Annotated in this window: 11 protein-coding genes; 6 read left to right on the top strand and 5 right to left on the bottom strand. The window is 65.7% G+C overall.

What is annotated here, in order from left to right; translation table 11 throughout:
- The first annotated feature begins 70 nt into the window (after positions 1 to 70).
- Entirely contained in the window at positions 71 to 2,656 is a 2,586-nt protein-coding gene (clpB, locus tag N5D45_RS16370) for an ATP-dependent chaperone ClpB (RefSeq protein WP_164194028.1), read from the top strand.
- Positions 2,657 to 2,728: 72 nt separating this feature from the next.
- Here the strand turns inward: clpB and N5D45_RS16365 are convergent, their stop codons facing one another.
- The 3 genes from N5D45_RS16365 to N5D45_RS16355 form a co-directional block, all read right to left on the bottom strand.
- The gene (locus N5D45_RS16365) at positions 2,729 to 3,529 is read right to left on the bottom strand and encodes a MipA/OmpV family protein (protein ID WP_057502347.1); all 801 of its coding nucleotides are present in this window, start codon (positions 3,527 to 3,529) and stop codon (positions 2,729 to 2,731) included.
- 140 nt (positions 3,530 to 3,669) lie between these two features.
- Positions 3,670 to 4,959, bottom strand: coding sequence for an ATP-binding protein (locus N5D45_RS16360; RefSeq protein ID WP_053443414.1), 1,290 nt, complete (start codon positions 4,957 to 4,959; stop codon positions 3,670 to 3,672).
- Positions 4,956 to 5,693 (bottom strand): response regulator transcription factor, encoded by a 738-nt coding sequence (locus N5D45_RS16355; RefSeq protein ID WP_164194026.1) that lies wholly within the window; start codon positions 5,691 to 5,693, stop codon positions 4,956 to 4,958. Before N5D45_RS16355 ends, N5D45_RS16360 begins: the two co-directional genes overlap by 4 nt.
- Before the next feature lie 182 nt (positions 5,694 to 5,875).
- Here N5D45_RS16355 and N5D45_RS16350 point away from each other — a divergent pair, with 182 nt between their 5' ends.
- Complete coding sequence (locus N5D45_RS16350; RefSeq protein WP_049454259.1) at positions 5,876 to 7,162, top strand: aminotransferase class V-fold PLP-dependent enzyme; 1,287 nt, start codon at positions 5,876 to 5,878, stop codon at positions 7,160 to 7,162.
- Between the two features lie 275 nt (positions 7,163 to 7,437).
- Here N5D45_RS16350 and ybaL read toward each other — a convergent pair whose 3' ends face one another.
- Positions 7,438 to 9,135, bottom strand: a complete 1,698-nt coding sequence (gene ybaL / locus N5D45_RS16345) for a YbaL family putative K(+) efflux transporter (protein ID WP_049411118.1) — start codon at positions 9,133 to 9,135, stop codon at positions 7,438 to 7,440.
- A gap of 483 nt (positions 9,136 to 9,618) precedes the next feature.
- Here ybaL and N5D45_RS16340 point away from each other — a divergent pair, with 483 nt between their 5' ends.
- From N5D45_RS16340 to N5D45_RS16330, 3 genes are all read left to right on the top strand, one after another.
- Positions 9,619 to 10,122: a hypothetical protein gene (locus tag N5D45_RS16340; protein ID WP_279939285.1), complete on the top strand. Its 504-nt coding sequence runs from the start codon at positions 9,619 to 9,621 to the stop codon at positions 10,120 to 10,122.
- Between the two features lie 79 nt (positions 10,123 to 10,201).
- Complete coding sequence (locus N5D45_RS16335; protein ID WP_279939283.1) at positions 10,202 to 10,699, top strand: hypothetical protein; 498 nt, start codon at positions 10,202 to 10,204, stop codon at positions 10,697 to 10,699.
- Between the two features lie 156 nt (positions 10,700 to 10,855).
- Positions 10,856 to 11,707, top strand: a complete 852-nt coding sequence (locus N5D45_RS16330; protein WP_279939282.1) for a hypothetical protein — start codon at positions 10,856 to 10,858, stop codon at positions 11,705 to 11,707.
- Between the two features lie 104 nt (positions 11,708 to 11,811).
- Here the strand turns inward: N5D45_RS16330 and N5D45_RS16325 are convergent, their stop codons facing one another.
- The gene (locus tag N5D45_RS16325) at positions 11,812 to 14,199 is read right to left on the bottom strand and encodes a TonB-dependent receptor (RefSeq protein ID WP_227200419.1); all 2,388 of its coding nucleotides are present in this window, start codon (positions 14,197 to 14,199) and stop codon (positions 11,812 to 11,814) included.
- 334 nt (positions 14,200 to 14,533) lie between these two features.
- Between N5D45_RS16325 and N5D45_RS16320 the strand changes: the two genes are divergently transcribed.
- The coding region (locus N5D45_RS16320; RefSeq protein WP_279939280.1) for an ABC-F family ATP-binding cassette domain-containing protein at positions 14,534 to 16,393 on the top strand (1,860 nt) is incomplete at its 3' end.

Raw genomic sequence — 16,393 nt, 5'->3', positions numbered from 1 at the left:
GGGGTGGGGCAACCGCATCTTTCCAGCATCGCCGGCGCGGGCCGGCCCTGATGACCGATGAGGATTCGCAATGCGGATGGACAAGCTCACCTCGCGTTTCCAGCAGGCGCTGGCAGACGCACAGTCGCTGGCCGTGGGCCGTGACAACAGCATCATCGAACCGGTTCACCTGTTCAGCGCGCTGCTGGACCAGCAGGGCGGCAGCACGCGCCCGTTGCTGGCCCAGGCCGGGGTGAACGTGCCGGTGCTGCGCGAGCGCCTGACCGAGGCGCTGGATGCGCTGCCCAAGGTGTCCGGCCAGGCCGGCAACGTTTCGATGGGTAATGACCTCGGCCGCCTGCTCAATCACACTGACAAGCTGGCTCAGCAGAATGGCGATGCCTTCATTGCCAGCGAGTGGTTCGTGCTGGCCGCGCTGGAAGACAACGGCACGCTGGGCATGGCGCTGCGCGCCGCCGGTGCCGACAAGACCCGCCTGCAGGCTGCCATCGACAAGCTTCGCGGCGGCGAGAACGTGCAGTCGGAAAATGCCGAGGAACAGCGGCAGGCGCTGGAGAAGTACACCATCGACCTGACCGCGCGTGCCGAGAGCGGCAAGCTCGATCCGGTGATCGGCCGTGACGAGGAGATCCGTCGCACCATCCAGGTGCTGCAGCGCCGGACCAAGAACAATCCTGTGCTGATCGGCGAACCCGGCGTGGGCAAGACCGCGATCGTCGAAGGCCTGGCCCAGCGCATCGTCAACGACGAAGTGCCCGAGGGCCTGCGCGGCAAGCGCGTGCTGTCGCTGGACATGGGCGCGCTGATTGCCGGTGCCAAGTTCCGCGGTGAATTCGAGGAGCGCCTGAAGGGCGTGCTCAACGACCTGGCCAAGAGCGAAGGGCAGATCATCCTGTTCATCGATGAGCTGCACACCATGGTCGGTGCCGGCAAGGCCGACGGTGCGATGGATGCCGGCAACATGCTCAAGCCGGCGTTGGCACGCGGCGAGCTGCACTGCGTGGGCGCTACCACGCTGGATGAGTACCGCAAGTACATCGAAAAGGATGCAGCGCTGGAGCGCCGCTTCCAGAAGGTGTTCGTGGGCGAACCGTCGGTGGAGGACACCATCGCGATCCTGCGCGGGCTGAAGGAGAAGTACGCCGTGCATCACGGCGTGGAGATCACCGACCCGGCCATCGTGGCGGCGGCCACGCTGTCCAATCGCTACATCACCGACCGCCAGCTGCCGGACAAGGCCATCGATCTGATGGACGAAGCCGCCTCGCGCCTGCGCATGGAGATCGACTCCAAGCCGGAGGAACTGGACCGCCTGGAACGCCGGGTGATCCAGCTGAAGATCCAGCGCGAGATGCTGAAGAAGGAGAAGGACGAGGCCTCGCGGCAGCGCCTGGCCGATCTGGAAAACGACATCGATGCGCTGGAGCGCGAGTTCTCCGACCTCAATGAAATCTGGAAGTCGGAGAAGGCCGCGCTGCAGGGTGCAACCAAGATCAAGGAGCAGGTCGAGCAGGCCAAGCTGGAGCTGGAATCCGCGCAGCGCCGCCAGGATTTCGCGCGCATGAGCGAGATCCAGTACGGCCTGCTGCCGCAGCTGGAGAAGCAGTTGGCCGCCGCGCAGGAAGCCGAGCACAAGGACTTCAAGCTGGTACAGGACCGGGTCACCGACGAGGAGATCGCCGAGGTCGTGTCGCGCTGGACCGGCATCCCGGTCAACAAGATGCTTGAAGGCGAGCGCGACAAGCTGCTGCGCATGGAAGAGGTGCTGCACAACCGCGTGGTCGGCCAGGAGGAAGCGATCAAGGTCGTCTCCGATGCTGTGCGCCGTTCGCGTGCGGGCCTGTCTGATCCGAACCGTCCGGCCGGCTCGTTCCTGTTCCTTGGCCCAACCGGTGTCGGCAAGACCGAGCTGTGCAAGTCGCTGGCCGAGTTCCTGTTCGACAGCGCCGACGCGATGATCCGCATCGACATGAGCGAGTTCATGGAGAAGCACAGCGTCGCACGCCTGATCGGTGCACCTCCGGGCTACGTCGGTTACGAGGAAGGCGGCTATCTGACCGAGGCCGTGCGTCGCCGCCCGTATTCGCTGATCCTGCTCGACGAAGTGGAGAAGGCACATCCGGATGTGTTCAACATCCTGCTGCAGGTGCTGGACGATGGCCGCCTGACCGATGGCCAGGGCCGCACCGTGGACTTCCGCAACACCGTCATCGTGATGACTTCGAACCTGGGCTCGCACCAGATCCAGGACATGAGCACCGACGACAGCCCGGAGGCCTACACGCAGATGAAGGCGGCGGTGATGGGCGTGGTGCAGGCACACTTCCGCCCGGAATTCATCAACCGCCTGGACGACATCGTGGTGTTCCACCCGCTGGACAAGCAGCAGATCAAGCAGATCGCGCGCATCCAGATGCGTGGGCTGGAGAAGCGCCTGGCCGAGCGTGGCTTGAAGCTGATGGTGTCCGACGCAGCATTCGACCTGCTCGGCAACGTTGGCTTCGATCCGGTGTATGGCGCGCGTCCGTTGAAGCGTGCGATCCAGGCACAGCTGGAAAATCCGCTGGCGCAGAAGATCCTCTCCGGTGCCTTCGTCAACGGCGACACCATCGAAGTCGGCAACGACGGCGGTCACCTGGTGTTCGCCAGGGCGTGAATCATGCGGGGCGCTGCCTGATCGCAGCGCCCCGTTTCCTGCGAGGTATGCCGGGCCTTGCCCGGCGCTCACTCAGAAGCGGTGCGTATAGCCGCTCATCAAGCCGAACTGGTTCGCCTTCTGCACGATCGGGCTGTCGGCGGCATCACCGAGCAGGCGCGTGCCTTCGGCCGAGATGTACCAGTTGCCGTTGCGGCCCACGCGGTGGCTCCACTTCAGGCCGACACCGGCACTGACCAGGCCGGCCTTTGGCTTGTGCTCGGCAAAGCCGGTACGCGCCGCCTGTTCCGGGCTGACGCCGTACCAGGTCTGCATGTAACCGCGGTTGCCGTAGTCGGTGGACACGCTGCCGCTGACCACGCCGCCGGCCAGGTCGAACAGCGGCATGCTCAGGTTCAGATGGATCTGCTGGGTGGCCAGGCCGTTCTCGGCCTTGTCCTCGTCCTTGCGGGTGAACTGCCAGGAGCCGCTCAGCACGGCTTCGCCCAGCGTATAACCAGCCGAGACGCCGACCAGGGGACGGGTATCGATATCGCCCATGCCGCGCAGGAAGTCCGAACCGCCAAGCAGGGAGTCCTTTTCCTTGCGGATGCCGCTGGCGCCGACGTAGGCACGCACGCGCGTGTGCTCGCCGATGGACGTGCCCCAGCCGATGCCGCTGGTGCCCAGAAACCAGCCCCCTGGCGAGGTGACATCGAAGGACAGCGAAGGCGTTGCACGATACTCCTCGCTGCCACTGTAGCGAGGTGCCACGCCACCGCCGGCAGCGACCTCGAAGGTCCAGTGGTCATCCTTGGCGTGGGCGATCGGTGCGGCGAACAGCGGCAACAGGGCCAGGCAGAGCAGGGCAGGGGAACGGCGAAGCTGGGACATGGAAACTCTCGACAATGGGAGGAAGGCAGCGCGCGCATCCGGCGAGTGCTGCAGGGTCGTTAGCGTGGCGATACGCCGGCGACCGATCCGTCCGCAGTTGTGCGGGAGTTGTAATCAACTGTAATCGTGCCCGTGGGCGTTCAGCTGGCAGCCAGCGGCCAGTGCATTTCCAGGCGCGCGCCGCCCAGCGTGGCGCGGCTGATGCGCAGCTCGCCACCGTGGCGGGCGGCGATGCGGCTGACAATGGCCAGGCCCAGGCCGAAGCCGCCGGTGTCGCGGCTGCGGCTGTCGTCCAGGCGGGTGAATGGACGCATCACCTTCTCGCGATCGGCTTCGGCGATGCCGGGGCCGTCGTCATCCACACGCAGGCAGGCCCGGCCGCCGACGCCGACCAGCGAGACTTCCACCTGCGAATGCGTGTGGCGCAGCGCATTGCCCACCAGATTGCTCAGTGCCAGCTGCAGCAGGCGCGGCTCGGCATCCACCCGTGGCAACGCACTGGGCTGCACGCGCAGGACCACGCCGCCGCGTTCGGCATCACGGCGTGCATCGGCCAGACAGGCCTGCAGCCAGTCGTCGGCTTCGATGCGCTGCATCGGCTCGCCTTCGCTGGGATGCTCAAGGCGCTCATAGGCCAGCAGTTCGCTGACCAGCCGGTTGAGTTCGGCCAGGTCGCCGTGCAGGCCCTGTGCCAGCCGTTCGCGGCGTTCGCGATCATCACTGTCCTGCATCAGGTCCAGGCCGAAGGCCACGCGCGCGATCGGCGTGCGCAGTTCGTGCGAGATCGCATGGGTCAGGTCGCGTTGGCGCTGCACCAGTTCGGCTACGCGTGCCGCCATGCGGTTGGAATGTTCGACGATGACCCGGATCTGCGAGCGCGGCGAGACCTGTGCGCGCGCTTGCAGATCACCGGCACCGATGCGGTCGGCGTGCAGGCGCAGCGCTTCAAGATCGCGCCAGAGCAGGCGCACCCAGGCGTACAGGCTGGCGCCGACCAGCAGCAGGATGCTGAGGTATGCCGCGATTGTCATGTACGTCGTCATCTGCACCGCGCCAGGCAGGCGCAGGTGCAGCCAGCGGCCTCCGATGCCTTCGATGGGCAGCAGGACCTGCTGGTATTGATCGCGCACGATGAAGCCATCGGCCTGCACGGCTGCCTGTTCCTGTGGGTCGAGCACGGGCGGACTGTCGAGCAGGGTCAGCGCGATGCCGTAGTGTGGCTGCCACTGCTGCAGGCGCTCACGCTGCTGGCCGGCGTCCAGGCCGGCCAGGCCACTGCGCAGGGCGTACACCTGCCCGCGCACCTGCTCGACGAACACTCGATCCTGCACAGGCGTGTAGATGCCGTCCAGGATGTGGTTGAGGAAAAACACCGACACCAGGAAGCAGGCACCAGTGACGAACCACAGCCACAGGAACAGCCGCTTCATGCGGTCCAGGCCGACGGGTTGAACTGGTAGCCGCGGCCCCACACCGTCTTGATCCGCCGCGGTTCGCGCGCGTCATCGCCCAGCTTGCGGCGCAGCTTGCCGATGCTGACATCGACACTACGGTCCAGGCCGTCGAAGCCGATGCCGCGCACCGCCTGCAGGATCTGGTCGCGCGACAGGATCTGCCCCGGCTGGCTGGCCAGCAGCCACAGGATCTCGAATTCGGTGGTGCCCATGTCTACCGGCTGGCCATGCAGATGCACCTCGCGCTGCATGCGGTCGATCAGCAGTTCACCATGCATCAGCCGGCAGGGCGTGCCAGTGTTGCTGCTGCCGTGGCGGCGGCGCAGCAGCGCGCGCAGGCGCGCCAGCAGCAGGCGCGGTTCGATCGGCTTGTGCACATAGTCGTCGGCGCCGGATTCCAGGCCCAGTACCTGCTCGATGTCGTCCTCGCACGCGGTCAGCATCAGGATCGGCACGTCGGAGAAGCTGCGGATCTGCCGGCACACGTCGATGCCGCCGAGGCCGGGCAGCATCAGGTCCAGCACCACCAGTTCCGGCGCATGCTGGCGGCAGGCCGCGCCGGCCAGGTCGCCACGGGCGACGTGCTGCACGGCAAAGCCATGCTCGTTCAGGTAGTCGCTGACCAGTTCGGCCAGGCGACGATCATCCTCCACCAGCAGGACCGGTGTCGGCGTGCCGTTGGCGGTGGGTGTCCAAGGGGATGGCTGCATGCGCGTGGGGCCTCCGTGCCCGGGCAGGAGCGCCCGGCGGCGAAGCCTAGCAACGGCCCATGACGGCTGCCTGAATCGCGGCCAACCTGATAACCGGCGGTACGGACGTCATCGCCAGGGGCTCTCAGTGCCACGCCCCGGCTGGCCTATGGTGGCGGTTTCCCCGGATGGAGCCTGGTGCAATGAGCGACCCGCAGTGGCAACTGGAAACCCTGGCCGTGCATGGCGGCTATCGGCCCGATCCGACCACCCGCGCGGTGGCGGTGCCGATCTACCAGACGGTGGCGTATGCCTTCGATGACACCCAGCATGGCGCCGACCTGTTCGACCTGAAGGTGCCGGGCAACATCTACACGCGCATCATGAATCCCACCACCGACGTGCTGGAGCAGCGCCTGGCCGCCCTGGAAGGTGGCATCGGCGCACTGGCGCTGGCCTCGGGACAGGCCGCGATCACCTATGCCATCCAGACCATCGCCGAGGCCGGTGACAACATCGTTGCCTCCAGCGCGCTGTATGGCGGCAGCCTCAACCTGCTGGCCCACACGCTGCCGCAGTACGGCATCCAGGCGCGCTTCGCCGACCCCGCCGATCCAGCGGCGTTCGCCGCGCTGATCGACGAGCGCACCAAGGCGGTGTTCGTCGAATCGATCGGCAACCCGCGTGGCAACGTCACCGACATTGCCGCCATCGCCGAGGTCGCGCATGCCGCCGGCGTGCCGCTGATCGTGGACAACACGGTGGCCACACCGTTCCTGCTGCGCCCGTTCGAGCACGGTGCCGACATCGTCGTGCACTCGCTGACCAAGTACCTGGGCGGCCACGGCAACAGCCTCGGCGGCGCGATCATCGACTCCGGCCGCTTCGACTGGGCCGCGCAGCCCAAACGCTTCGCACGCCTCAACCAGCCCGATCCGAGCTACCACGGCGTGGTCTATACCGAAGCACTGGGGCCAGCGGCCTACATCGGCCGCGCGCGGGTGGTGCCACTGCGCAATACCGGCGCGGCGCTGTCACCGTTCAACGCGTTCCTGATCCTGCAGGGCATCGAGACCCTGGCCCTGCGCATGGAGCGCATCAATGCCAATGCACTGGCCGTCGCGCAGTACCTGAAGGCGCACGACAAGGTGGCCTGGGTACGCTACGCCGGGTTGGCCGACGACCCGGAGCACGCCGCCGCGCAGCGCTACCTGGGGGGACACGGCTCGGGCGTACTGACCTTCGGCCTGCCCGGCGGCCGTGAGGCGGGTGCACGTTTCCTCGATGCGCTGAAGCTGTTCACCCGCCTGGTCAACCTGGGCGATGCGAAGTCGCTGGCCACCCATCCGGCCTCCACCACCCATCGCCAGCTGGATGCCGCCGAACTGGCCAAGGCCGGCGTCAGCGAAGACACCGTGCGGCTGTCGATCGGCATCGAGCACATCGGCGACCTGCGCGCCGACCTGGAACAGGCCCTGGCCGGCGCCTGATAGCTACGCGCTTGGTCGTCATCGCTACTGGCGATCACCACCGGCACCGCGATGCGCTACGGTGGAACTGCCTCTCCAAGGCATGGCAACGTGGCGATCCAGATCCCCGGTCGATGCGGGTCGACCGGGGATTTTTTTGTGTCGCCGTGTCGACCAAGGTCGACACCCACCAACAGCAGCGGGGACCCACCCCGCCATCCCACGGATAGTCAGCCTTTGCTTTTGCCGTTGCCTCGGCAGGTGCAGGGCTGCAAGCCCTGCCGCACCCACACCCCTCACACCACCGGAATGCTGTGCTGCCCCAGATTCCGGTACGGCGGCGTGGACATGATCATCTCCGCCAGCGAATACGCCAGCTCACGTTCGGCCATCACCGTGCCATCGGCACCGTGTTCCAGCAGATGCTTCACTTCCGCATCGCTGTGTGCGCGCGCCAGCAGGGTCAGGTCCGGGTTGATCGCCCGCAGCTTGGCCAGCGCCTCACCGGCTTCCAGCGGCTGCGGAATCGCCAGCACCGCAATCTTCGCGCGCTCCGGATGGGCCTCGGCCAGCACCCGGTCGGCGGCGGCGCTGCCGCGGATCGCCGCCAGGCCCTTGGCGTGCGCCTGCTCGACGTGCTCCTTGTTGTCATCGATCACCAGCACCGGCACGCCACGGTCGCGCAGCACCTGGGCCAGTTCGCTGCCCACGCGGCCATAACCAATCACGATGGCGTGGTCATGCAGGTCACGTGAGGGACCGGTGGCCTCTTCGGGCTCGGCGGCCTGGGGTGACTGCTCCTGCTTGGCCTGCCAACGGTCCAGCAGCCCGAATACCAGCGGGTTGAGCATGATCGACACCAGCGCACCGGCCAGCACCAGCGACTGGCCTTCCTTCGGCAGGATCTGCAGGGCGACGCCGAGGCCGGCGATGATGAAGGCGAACTCGCCGATCTGCGCCAGGCTGGCCGAGATGGTCAGCGCGGTGCTGGTCGGATGGCCGAACGCACGCACGATGAAGAACGCCGCGGCCGATTTGCCGAACATGATGATCAGCACCGTGGCCAGCACCTGCCACGGGTGCTGGACGAGGATGTTGGGGTCGAACAGCATGCCGACCGAGACGAAGAACAGCACCGCGAACGCATCGCGCAGCGGCAGCGAATCGGTCGCGGCCTTGTGGCTCAGCTCCGATTCGTTGAGCAGCATGCCGGCGAAGAACGCGCCCAACGCGAAGGAGACGCCGAACAACATGGCCGAGCCGAACGCCACGCCCAGCGCGATCGCCAGCACCGACAGGGTGAACAGCTCGCGCGAGCCGGTGCCGGCGATACGCTCCAGGATCCACGGAATGACCCGGCGGCCGACCACCAGCATCACCGCCACGAACAGGCCCAGCTGCACGAAGGTCCAGCCGATGTCGGCCAGCACGCTGCCCAGCGAGTGCGATTCCTTGGCCGCGTCGGGACCGAACACGCCGGCCATCACCGGCATCATCACCAGTGCCAGCACGCAGGCCAGGTCTTCCACGATCAGCCAGCCGACCGCGATCTTGCCGCGCATCGTCTCCAGCAGCCGGCGTTCCTCCATCGCCCGCAGCAGCACCACGGTACTGGCGGTGGCCAGCGAGAAACCGAAGATGACCCCATGGATGGCCGGCCAGCCCATCAGCGAGGCCACACCCCAGCCGAGCAGGGTGGCCACCGCGATCTGGCCGATGGCGCCGGGGATGGCGATCGCCTTGACCGCCATCAGGTCCTTCAGCGAGAAGTGCAGGCCGACACCGAACATCAGCAGCATCACGCCCAGTTCGGCCAGCTGGTTGGCCAGCGCCTGGTCGGCGACGAAGCCGGGGGTGAACGGGCCTACGCAGATGCCAGCAATCAGGTAACCGACCAGGGGAGACAAGCGGAGCTTGTTGGCCAGCGCGCCGAAGATGAAGGCGAGCCCCAGGCCAACGGCAACGATGTTGATCAGGTCGGTGTCATGGTGCATCGGCACTCGCAGGAAATCGGGGGAATGCCCCGATTTTCACCGATGCGGCCAGATACGGCAAACCGGGCCAGCGTATCGGATCGTTGCGTGGGCGGAGCCATCAGTGGTCGGCGTCCGACCTGGCGTGTGCGGGGCGGTCGAGGGTGGCGCTGTCGGGATCGGACCTATTTGGGGTGGCCAGTGGCTCTGGACCGTGAACCGCAGCCAGGCCGACGCCACCCGAGAAAGGCAAGGGAAGGGGATGGGTTCGATACGCGGCGGTGCCATCGCAGGACCCTTTGCCCCTGTGCGCCAAGGTTTTCAGTCGATGCGACAGCATCCAAGGGCCGGTGGCCGGCCGGGAGGCGCAGGCGACGGGGCTGAAGTTTGCAATCTGGCGGAGGGTTCCTCGAGTCCGGAACACGTCACCATGTGTCCGCTACTCCGTTCTGCTGACCAATCAGAGGGGCCTGCTCTCTCCAGACCGCATGGGCGAACGACCACATGAAGCTTCCCGCCATTGACGTAGTGATTCAGGCGATAGGTCAAGACACAAGCTCGGCGCCCCTGTCCCGCTTGCTCCTTGATCTGGAAATTGGTGAGCGCGACTTTCGTCACTATCCGTTGAAGTTGGCGGGAATGCGGTTCTGGACTGACGAGGAAAATACGCTGCAGTTGGAATTCAAGGACGTCGGGCTGCTGGTGGACATTCCTTACCACGACCTGGACGAAGGGCCCTGGGTACTGACGAGCGTAGCGCTCTGGGGAGCGAGAGTGAGTAAGAAGAACAAAGTCAGGAAGGAGAAGCCTGCCTACTCAGGCCCGTTGCCCTGTGGACTGAGCTTTTCCATGCTGCGCCAGCATGTAAGGGAGCGACTCGCCGCGTTGAGTGCAGGGAATGCTGTTGAAATGGGATTTGATGGTGAGGTGGATGTCTGGTGCGTCAGTGGCTTGGAGCTTGCGGTTGATTTCTCTGGTCCAGATGACTCGATTCGCTGCATTCGTTGAGCATCCCCATCAAGCGTAGCGATCACCATCCGTAAGCGCTACGTAGGCGCATCTCGCCCATACAGATAGGCGGAATTTCATGAATCATCCCACCGTTGAAGAGTTCATCGCCGCGATCGGTAGAGATTCGGAATCGAAGGAACTCGAAACCATCTTTTCCAGGATCGGAATCCAGCTTCAGAATCTGGATGATTACCGCCTGGGTGTCAGTGGTCACCGGATCTGGGCAGATGACGCTGCTGGACTGCAGCTTGAATTCAAGGATGCCGGTCTGGTCTCAGAGACCGCCTATCACGACATCGATGATGGCCCCTGGATGCTCACCGACGTGATCTTCTGGGGCTGGCGAAATGACACCGGCACCCAGTATGAAGGGCCGATACCTTTCGGCCTGAACTTCCTGATGTCCAGGGACCAGATCAGGTCGGACGCATCTGCCGATCTGGGGGCGCCAATGGTGTTTGGTCTGTCTGGCAATGTCGACGCATGGATGCTCGGAAAGCTGGAGCTGGCTGTCGACTACGACGGTGAAAGGGGAGTCCGCTGCGTCAGCCTGGGGCTGCCACAAGAGGAATGAATGGACCTACAGGCGATAACGGCCTTGTTTGGCAGAAGCGCCACTGACCCAGCCGTCTCAACGATGCTGCAGTCGCTTGGCGTCAGGCGAAGGCCAGAGCTGGCCCGTCCTGCCAAAAGCCCTTACGAGGCGATTGTGCGTGTGAGCGCGCGGGGCATGCTGTTCTCCTTCAGCGAGCGCAACTACTGGAACGGGCGATCCATTGCTTCGCACGGCAAGAGCGGTGAGCTGATCTTCACCAACGTTGCGGTGACGGCCGGCATTCCGGATGTCATGCGCAGGTACGAAGGCGACCTGCTGTTTGGCCTGCAATGGGAGGACGACAGGACGACAGCGCGCGAAAGGCTCGCCACGGCGGGCTTTGGGGATAGCTTGCACGCCGGCAGGCGTGACGCGTGGTGGTTGCCTGACTACCGCATCCGTCTGACGTATCAGGCTGGATGCATCAAACAGGCAGGAGCGTGTGGGATCTTTGATATCAGCTTGGGAATTCCCATGCATCCATTGGCTTGCGCACCGGCAACGCGCGAGTACCCTTCGGCGGAGCAGGTGCTCTCTTTCCTCGGCAGATCGACCAATGACCCCGATTTCCAGGTCGCGTTCCGGGACCTTGGTCTTGCGAGTCTGATGGCGGAGGCGAGCAGCGAGGTCGTTGATAGAGCCGACGAGCATGGCTTCATCCTTTACTTCGACAGTAGGCAGGGCGTGCCCGGTAGCCATCCGGTATGCACCGGCATCAGTTTCGTCCGCGATCGACTGGGAAACTCAAGAGCCTGGGCTGGGCCGCTGCCATTCGGCCTTCAATTCGATGATCCGCCGTCCATTCTCGAAGAGCGCATGGATCAACGAGCCAGTCGTTGGCTTGATGAAGGAACGTTTGGCAGCGCGAGGTGGTCGCTGCCTGGTCTTCAAGTGAGCGTGAATTTTGACAGTCTGGATAACTGTCTCGAGTCTGTCCGTGTGATCGTAGAAGGTCATCGCACGTCCAATTGCCAGCCGCGCGGCTGATCTTGCCCGCAGCACATAACAAAACACCCGCCGGATCACTCCGGCGGGTGTGAGAGATGCGGCTAGGAGTTGCCGGCCAGCGGCCGGCACTACCAGAGCGTCGCTTACCAGGTGTACTTGATCCGCCCGTACACATACGCGCCGTTGAAGCCGAACGGCGAGTAGTTGCTGTACGGCAGCATGCCGAAGGTGGAGTTCTGCAGGTCTTCGGTACGGTCCGGGTACTTGTCCAGCAGGTTGTCGGCGCCCACGGTCAGCGTCCAGTTGCTGCTCGGCTTGTAGCTGGCCGAAGCATCCACCACCCAGGCATCGCCGTAGGTCTGGTCGCGCAGCGCGGTGGCCGAGTTGCGCACGGTGAACTTGCCGTAGCGGGTTGCGGCCAGGCCCAGTTCCCAGTGGTCCGAACGCCAGGTGCCACTCAGGATCGCCTTGTCGCGCGGGTAGCTGTCCTCGATGCGGCCGATCTCATCTCGGCCGATCAGTGACTGGGTCAGGCCCAGCGTGCCAAACACCGCCGGGGTGCCGCCGACGCGGCGCACTTCGGTGTCGTTGTAGCTGTAGGCGGCGGTCAGCTCCAGGCTGCTGGCGCTGAACGGCACGGTGTAGCTGGAGACGAAGTCGACGCCGCGGGTGCGCGTATCCAGGCCGTTGGTGAAGTACGAGAACGCGGTCACCTGCGGCAGGCCGAGGGTGCCCAGCAGCGCGCTGGTGGCGGCGTTGGTGGTGATGCTGGACGAGAGCGCGATGCGGTCATCAATGTCGATCTGGTACGCATCGACGGTGATGTACAGGCGGTCGACCGGCTGCAGCACCAGGCCCAGGCTGTAGGAGGTGGAGGTCTCGGCCTTCAACGGCGAGGCGCCCAGTGCCTGCGCGGCCGGGCTGGTGGTCGGGAAGGTGCCGCGTTCAACGAACACGCCATTGAGGAACTGGCTGGTGACGGCCTGGTAACCCTGCTGCGCCAGCGACGGTGCACGGAAGCCGCTGGATGCGGTGGCCCGCAGCGCGACCTTGTCGGTGAATGCATAGCGCGCCGACAGCTTGCCGGAGAAGCGGTCGCCGAAGTCCGAGTAGTCCTCGTAGCGGCCGGTGATGCCCGCCGAGAACTTCTCGGTCAGGTCCGCTTCCAGGCCTGCATAGACCGCGTAGTTGTGGCGGTCGGCATGCACTTCATTGGTCGGGGTGAAGCCCGCGAAGCCCTGCGCGCCGCTGCCGGTGTACGAGTTCAGCTCGCCCGGCTTCTGGTCCCATTTCTCCTTGCGGTACTCACCACCGAAGGACAGCGTTACCGGGTAGGCCAGGCCCCAGTCCAGTGACTTGGTCAGGTCGGCGTTGAAGATGTCCTGCTGGTACTTCAGCGTGCCGTCGTAGAACGAGCGCGGGCTGGTCGCACCGAGGCTGTAGTTGATGCTGTTGCGGGTGTGGAAATCGAGGGTGTTCTCGCCATGGTTCAGGCTCAGGTCCCAGGTCCAGCCGTTGTCGGTGTTGCCCTTGACCCCGGCCACCAGCGAACGGTCCTTGGAATACTGGTTGATCTCCGGCACGTAGCCATCCGGGTAGGTCTGCGCCAGCAGCGCGCTCTGCCCGCTGTGGTTGCGTGAGCGGTAGAACGCGAACGAGGTGATGTCGCGGTTGCTCAGCAGCGCGCTGGCGTAGCCGGTCACGTGGTCGCTGAAGTCGAAGCTGGCGTTGGCCGATGCCGCAGTCGCATCCACGCGCGGGTCGCCGACGATGAAGGTCTTCTGGCCGATGCTCGGGAAGTTACCGGTGTTCGGCGTGGTGCCGCGGTACGGGCCGGCGCGGTTGCTTTCGTCCTGCTGGCTGATCTGGCCGGCCACGTGCACGCGGCCACGGCCGTTGCCGAACTCGACGCCGGTATCGCCGGAGAGCTGGTACTTGTTGCCGTCACCGGCCGAGTACTGGCCGTAGTCCACCGCCAGGCTGCCGCCACTGCCGCTGCCCTTGAGCACGATGTTGATGACGCCTGCAATGGCGTCCGAGCCGTACTGCGCCGACGCACCGTCACGCAGCACTTCCACGCGCTCGATGGCGGCGATCGGAATCGCGTTGATGTCCACGGCGGACGAGCCACGGCCGATGCTGCCGTTGACGTTGATCATCGCCGAGGTATGGCGGCGCTTGCCGTTGACCAGCACCAGCACCTGGTCGGGTGACAGGCCGCGCAGCTGCGCCGGGCGCACGCCGCTGGTGCCATCGGTCAGGGCCGGGCGCGGGAAGTTCAGCGAGGGCAGCGCGCGCGACAGCGCGGTGGCCAGTTCACTGGTGCCGGTGGACTGCAGGGCTTCGGGGGTGATGATGTCGATCGGCGACTGCGATTCGGCGACCGTGCGGTCGGCCACGCGGGTGCCGGTGACGATCACCGTGTCCAGGGTGTTGGCGGCGGTGCCGGCCTGCTGGGCAGCGGCAACGAACGGAGAGCCACCGAGTGCGACAGCGACGGCGGCGGCGATCAGGCTGGTCTTGCGGGTCATCGGGATGGGGCTCCGGTTGGCGGGGGCGGCACCGGAATCGACATCACGGGGGTGAGGCGGACGGCGGTTGTTGCGGTGCGCAAAGCAGGAATTAACGGGATATTCAGTGGCTGTCAAATGCCGGTCATCGGGAAAAACGTTGCAGAAGCAACCATTTAGCCCGGATCGGAGCTTGCGGGGAGGGGCCCGGGAGGCGCGCGGCGAGGACGTGGGAGAGAGAAACGCCGGCCGCTGCGCATCCCAGGGCGCGTCAAGTATTCGTTAACGCTAGAATTGCGTCGCAGGAACAGTGCTCACCAGCACATTCCATTCGGTTATATGGACGCCTCCCCCGATGATCTCCCTTCGTAATTTCGCCTTGCGCCGCGGCGAGCGGCTGCTGTTGTCCAATGTCGACCTGACCCTGCACGCCGGTTACCGGGTGGGTGTGGTCGGCCGCAACGGTGCTGGCAAGTCCAGCCTGTTCGCGGCGGTGAAGGGCGAGCTGGAGGCGGACAAGGGCGATGTCGATCTGCCCGGCAAGGTGCGCATCGCCAGCGTTGCCCAGGAAACCCCGTCGCTGCCCGACCCGGCGCTGAGCTTCGTGCTGGGCGGCGACATCGAAGTGGCCGCGGTGCTGGCCGCCGAGGCCGAGGCCACCGCCCGTGAAGACTGGGAAGCGGTGGCCGAAGCCCACACGAAGATGGCCGAGCTCAATGCCTACGACGCCGAAGCGCGCGCCGGCAAGCTGCTGCATGGCCTCGGCTTCCCGGCCGAGACCCACCATCGCGCGGTGTCCTCGTTCTCCGGCGGCTGGCGCGTGCGCCTGAACCTGGCCCGCGCGCTGATGATGCCCAGTGACCTGCTGCTGCTGGACGAACCGACCAACCACCTGGATCTGGACGCGGTGTATTGGCTGGAGCAGTGGCTGCTGAAGTACCCGGGCACCCTGCTGCTGATCTCGCATGACCGCGAGTTCCTCGACAACGTGGCCACCCACACCCTGCACCTGCACGGTGGCGGCGCCAAGCTCTACCCGGGCGGCTACACCGACTTCGAGCGCCAGCGCGCCGAACAGCTGCGCCAGCAGCAGATCGCGCACGAGAAGGAACAGGCCGAGCGCGCCCACCTGCAGAGCTTCATCGACCGCTTCAAGGCGCAGGCCAGCAAGGCCGCGCAGGCGCAGAGCCGCATGAAGCGCCTGGCCAAGCTGGCCGGTACCGAAGCGGTGCGTGCCGAGCGCGAGTTCCGCATCGAATTCGCGCCGCCGGCCAAGCTGCCGTTCTCATTGATTCGCCTGAACCACGTCGAGGCCGGTTACGGCAAGGATGCGGTGATCCTGCACAACGTCGGCTTCGGCCTGGAAGCGGGCCAGCGCATCGGCCTGCTCGGCCCGAACGGTGCGGGTAAAACCACCCTGGTGAAGACCCTGGTGGGCGAACTGGCACCGATCGTGGGCGAGCGAATGGCGCATCCCGATCTGAAGATCGGCTACTTCGCCCAGCACACGGTGGAGTCGCTGCACGAAGGCCAGTCGCCGATGGAGCACTTCCGCGAAATCGCCCCGGATGCGCCGAACCAGTCGTTCCGCGATTTCCTTGGCAAGTGGAATTTCCCGGGCGACCGCGCGTTCGAGCCGGTCGATGGTTTCTCCGGTGGCGAGCGTGCGCGCCTGGCGCTGGCGCTGATCGCCTGGCAGCAGCCGAACGTGCTGCTGCTGGACGAACCGACCAACCACCTTGACCTGGAAATGCGCGAAGCGCTGGCCGAAGCACTGGCCACCTTCGAAGGCGCGATCGTGATGGTCTCGCACGACCGCCACCTGATCGGCCTGGTCTGCGATACCTATTGGCGCGTGGCTGATGGCGTGGTCGAGCCGTTCGACGGCGATCTGGATGCCTACGCCGCGTGGCTGCGTACCCGCCCGCAGGCACAGGGCACCAAGGCCCGCATGGAGCAGGTGGAAGAGCCGGTGGTGGTCAAGACCGCGCCGGTGGCGCAGGTGGTGCAGAAAAAGCCGGTGAACCCGCACAAGCTGGCCGCCGCCGAGGCCAAGGTAGCCGAGCTGGAAGGCGCGCTGGCCGAGCTGGACCGCCAGTTGGCCGACCCGGCCAACTACGCCGATGCCACCCGCATGGCGGTGATCGGCCGTGACCGCGAAACCGCCGCCGCCCAGCTGGAAAAAGCTGAGGCAGCGTGGATGGAACGACAGCGC

Origin of the sequence: Stenotrophomonas sp. GD03819 (genome assembly GCF_029841665.1) — a bacterium.
GTDB lineage: Bacteria > Pseudomonadota > Gammaproteobacteria > Xanthomonadales > Xanthomonadaceae > Stenotrophomonas > Stenotrophomonas geniculata.
This window is presented reverse-complemented; position numbering and strand designations above follow the sequence as displayed.

Excerpts from the sequence above, each read along its gene's own strand:
- clpB (WP_164194028.1), top strand. The coding sequence starts at position 71 with ATGCGGATGGACAAGCTCACCTCGCGTTTCCAGCAGGCGCTGGCAGAC.
- N5D45_RS16365 (WP_057502347.1), bottom strand. The coding sequence starts at position 3,529 with ATGTCCCAGCTTCGCCGTTCCCCTGCCCTGCTCTGCCTGGCCCTGTTG.
- N5D45_RS16360 (WP_053443414.1), bottom strand. The coding sequence starts at position 4,959 with ATGAAGCGGCTGTTCCTGTGGCTGTGGTTCGTCACTGGTGCCTGCTTC.
- N5D45_RS16355 (WP_164194026.1), bottom strand. The coding sequence starts at position 5,693 with ATGCAGCCATCCCCTTGGACACCCACCGCCAACGGCACGCCGACACCG.
- N5D45_RS16350 (WP_049454259.1), top strand. The coding sequence starts at position 5,876 with ATGAGCGACCCGCAGTGGCAACTGGAAACCCTGGCCGTGCATGGCGGC.
- ybaL (WP_049411118.1), bottom strand. The coding sequence starts at position 9,135 with ATGCACCATGACACCGACCTGATCAACATCGTTGCCGTTGGCCTGGGG.
- N5D45_RS16340 (WP_279939285.1), top strand. The coding sequence starts at position 9,619 with ATGAAGCTTCCCGCCATTGACGTAGTGATTCAGGCGATAGGTCAAGAC.
- N5D45_RS16335 (WP_279939283.1), top strand. The coding sequence starts at position 10,202 with ATGAATCATCCCACCGTTGAAGAGTTCATCGCCGCGATCGGTAGAGAT.
- N5D45_RS16330 (WP_279939282.1), top strand. The coding sequence starts at position 10,856 with ATGCTGTTCTCCTTCAGCGAGCGCAACTACTGGAACGGGCGATCCATT.
- N5D45_RS16325 (WP_227200419.1), bottom strand. The coding sequence starts at position 14,199 with ATGACCCGCAAGACCAGCCTGATCGCCGCCGCCGTCGCTGTCGCACTC.